This is a genomic window from Actinacidiphila oryziradicis (assembly GCF_005047355.1).
Lineage (GTDB): Bacteria > Actinomycetota > Actinomycetes > Streptomycetales > Streptomycetaceae > Actinacidiphila > Actinacidiphila oryziradicis.
Window position 1 is genome coordinate 1 of record NZ_SUMC01000248.1, and the last position, 3,859, is coordinate 3,859.

1 protein-coding gene is annotated in these 3,859 nt (G+C 74.3%); it reads right to left on the reverse strand.

Features of this window, described 5'->3' with window-relative positions; translation table 11 throughout:
* Positions 1 to 3,859 (reverse strand): type I polyketide synthase (locus FCI23_RS54385; RefSeq protein ID WP_136731586.1); only part of this gene is annotated, 3,859 nt, incomplete at both ends.

Sequence of the window (3,859 nt, forward strand, 5' to 3'; positions counted from 1 at the left end):
GCCGACCACCCCACATCCAGCACACCCAACTCCGGCCGCGCCACCAAAAACTCACGCAACCGCCCCGCCTGCGCCCGCAACGCCACCTCATCCCGCGCCGACACCACCACCGGCACCACGGGAAGGCTCCTCTCGGGCTCCCGCTCCGGCTCCTCAACGACCGCCGGCGCCTCCTCCAGGATCACGTGCGCATTGGTGCCGCTGACGCCGAAGGACGACACGCCCGCACGGCGCGGACGGCCGGGGTCGGTCCAAGGCCGCGCGGCGGTCAGCAACTTGACCGCGCCCGACTCCCAGTCCACCTGGGAGGACGGGGCGTCCACGTGCAAGGTGGCGGGGAGCTGCTGGTGCCGCATCGCCTGCACCATCTTGATCACTCCGGCCACGCCGGCCGCCGTCGAGGAGTGGCCGATGTTCGACTTGATCGAGCCCAGCCACAACGGCTGTGCGTCCGCGCGGCGCTGGCCGTAGGTCGCCATGAGTGCGTGTGCCTCGATCGGGTCGCCGAGCCGGGTGCCGGTGCCGTGGCCCTCGACCGCGTCGACCTCGTCGGGCCGCAGCCCGGCGGACGCCAGCGCGGCGCGGATCACGCGTTCCTGCGACGGACCGCTGGGCGCGGTCAGCCCGTTGGACGCGCCGTCCTGGTTCACCGCGCTGCCCCGGAGGACCGCCAGCACGTTGTGCCCCAAGCGGCGGGCGTCCGACAGGCGCTCCAGCACGATCAGGCCGACGCCGTCGGAGAAGCCGGTCCCGTCGGCGCCTTCCGCGTACGACTTGCAGCGGCCGTCGGCGGCGAGCCCGCGCTGCCGGGAGAACTCCACCAGCAGGAACGGCCCCGCCATCACGGTCACACCGCCGGCCAGCACGAGCGAGCACTCACCGGACCGCAGCGCCTGCGCCGCCAGGTGCATCGCCACCAGCGACGACGAGCAGGCCGTGTCGACCGACACCGCCGGGCCCTCCAGGCCCAGGGTGTAGGCGACCCGGCCCGAGACCACGCTCGTGGTTCCGCCGGTCATCCGGAAGCCTTCGAGCTCCGGCCCGCCGCCTCCGGCCATCAGCCCCGTGAGGTAGTCCGACGGGCCGACGCCGCAGAACACGCCGGTGTCGCTGCCGCGCAGCGAGCCCGGGTCGATCCCCGCGTCCTCCAGCGCCTCCCACGCACCCTCCAGCAGCAGGCGCTGCTGCGGGTCCATGCCGAGGGCCTCGCGCGGGCTGATCCCGAAGAACCCGGCGTCGAAGTCCCCGGCGCCGTCGAGGAATCCGCCGCCGCGCGTGTACACGGTGCCAGCCTGCTCCGGGTCCGGGTCGTACAGCCGCTCCAGGTCCCAGCCGCGGTCACCGGGCAGTTCCGAGATGACGTCGCGGCCGGCAGCGACCAGGTCCCACAACTGCTCGGGCGATGCCGCGCCGCCGGGGTAGCGGCAGCTCATGCCGACGATCGCCAGCGGCTCGTCCGCGTCGGCGCGCTTCCGGGCCGGTACCCGCGCGGCCGCCGCCTTCCCGACACCGGCGCCCGACACCTGTGTGACCAGGAACCGCGCCACCGCCGTCGGCCTCGGGTGGTCGAATATCAGGGTGGCGGGCAGCTTGAGTCCGGTGGCCTGGGCCACCCGGTTCCGCAGCTCGACCGCGGAGAGCGAGTCGAAGCCCAGTTCCTTGAACGCGCGTCCTGGGTCCACCGCCGAGGCCGAGGCGTGGCCGAGCACGGCCGCGACCTGCGCGGTGACGAGGTCGAGCGTCACCTGCTCCCACTGCTCGCGGTTCACGCCCGCGAGCCGCGTCGCGAGCGACCCGCCCCCGCCGGCCCGCGCGGGGCGGCCCGGGGTGCGGACCAGCCCGGCCAGCAACGGCACCGCCGTACCGGCCTGCGCCTGTTCCCGCAGTGCGGCCAGGTCGAGTTGCACCGGCGCGACCAGCGCGGCGTCCACCCGCTGAGCCGTGCCCAGCAGTTCGAGGCCCAGCTCGGAGGAGAGGGGCTGGACGCCGATGCGGTTGAGCCTGGTCAGCTGAGCGGCGTCGAGTTCCCCGGTCATCCCGGTTTCGGCCGCCCACAGGCCCCAGGCCAGCGACACCGCCGGACGCCTCTGCGCCCGGCGCCGCGCTGCCAGCGCGTCCAACCCGGCATTCGCGGCGGCGTAGTTGCCCTGGCCCGCACTTCCGATCAGCGCCGCGACGGAGGAGAACAGCACGAACGACTGGAGGTCCATCCCGGCCGTCAACTCGTCCAGCAGCAAGGCCGCGTCCAGCTTCGGCCGCATCACCCGGTCCAACTGCTCCGGCGTCATCGACGCGAGCAAACCGTCGTCGAGGACACCGGCCGCGTGCACCACGCCCGCGAGCGGGACCTCCAACGACCCCAGCAGCGCGGTCAGTTGCTCCCGGTCCGCCACATCGCACGCCGCGACCCGCACCCGGCAACCCGCAGCCTCCAGCTCCGCCACCAACTCGCCCGCACCCGGCGCCTCAAGACCTCGCCTCGACGCCAGCACCAGATACCGGACACCACCGGAGGTGACCAGGTGCCGGGCGACCAGCGCGCCCAGACCACCCGTGCCACCGGTCACCAGCACCGCACCGTCCGCGCCTGCACCGAGCAGCGGTACGGTCCCCAACGCCGGGGGTACGGTGGCCCGCGTCAGCCGGGGAGCCAGCACCTGCCCGCCGCGCACCGCGACCTGCGGCTCGTCGAGCGCGGCGAGCGCGGCCCAGTCCGGGCCCGCACCTCCGCTGTCACCGTTGCCGCCGTTTCCGCCGGCCGGGTCGAGGTCCACCAGGACGAGCCGTCCCGGGTGCTCGGACTGCGCGCTGCGCACCAGGCCCCACGCGGCGGCCGCCGCCACATCCGGCGCCTCCCCGCCGGCCGACACCGCGCCCCGGGTCACCAGCACCAACCGGGCCCCCGACAGCGACTCCGCCGCCAGCCACTCCTGCACCAGGCCCAGCGTCTCCGCGGCCGCCACATGCGCCGACCGCGCCACATCCGCCGCGTCACCGTCGGGCGCCGACGCTCCGGACGGCACCGCCGCCACCACCGCGTCCGGCACCGCGGCACCCGCCGCCACCGCCGCGACCAGCGCGTCGAGATCCGCGAAGTGCTCCTCCGTACCGGTCAGTTCACCCAGGCCCGCCACCCGCGGCGCGGCCGCGTCCGTGGCCGGTGCGACCGGGCTCCACTCCACCGTGTAGAGCGATCCGGCTTCCGGCCGTCGCCCGCCTTCCAGCTGTGTCTGGTCCACCGGCCGGAACGCCAACTGTTCGGCGCTGAACACGAGTTCGCCCTGCTCGTCGGCGATGTCAGCCCGCAGTGCGGAGTCCGCCGTCGAGGTGATCCGGACCCGCACCCGGCCGCTGCCGGGCAGTCCGAGCCGCACGCCCGACCAGGAGAAGGGCAGTTGGGCGGCGGCGTCGTCGCCGCCCTTGTCGAGCCAGCCGAGGCCGCCGTGGAGGGAGGCGTCGAGGAGCCCGGGGTGGATGCCGTACTGACGGGCACTGGCGATGTGGTCGTCGGGGAGGGCGACTTCCGCGTAGATGTACTGGTCCTGCTCCCAGGCGGTGTGCAGACCCTTGAAGGAGGAGCCGTAGTGGTAGCCGAGGGTGGCGAGGCGCTCGTAGAGGTCGTCGACCGCGACGGGCTCCGCGTCCTCCGGCGGCCAGGTCTCCGCCCAGTCCACGACTGCGGGGATGCCGGAGTCGGGGGTCAGGGTGCCGCGGGCGTGGCAGGTGGGCTGGACGCTCTGCTGCCCGCTGCTCTCGCTCGGCGTGGTGTAGATCGCGATGTCACGGTGACCGTCCTCGTCGGGCGCGGCCACCGTGACCTGGAGGTCCAGCTCATCGCCCTCCGAAAGCAGCAGCGGGA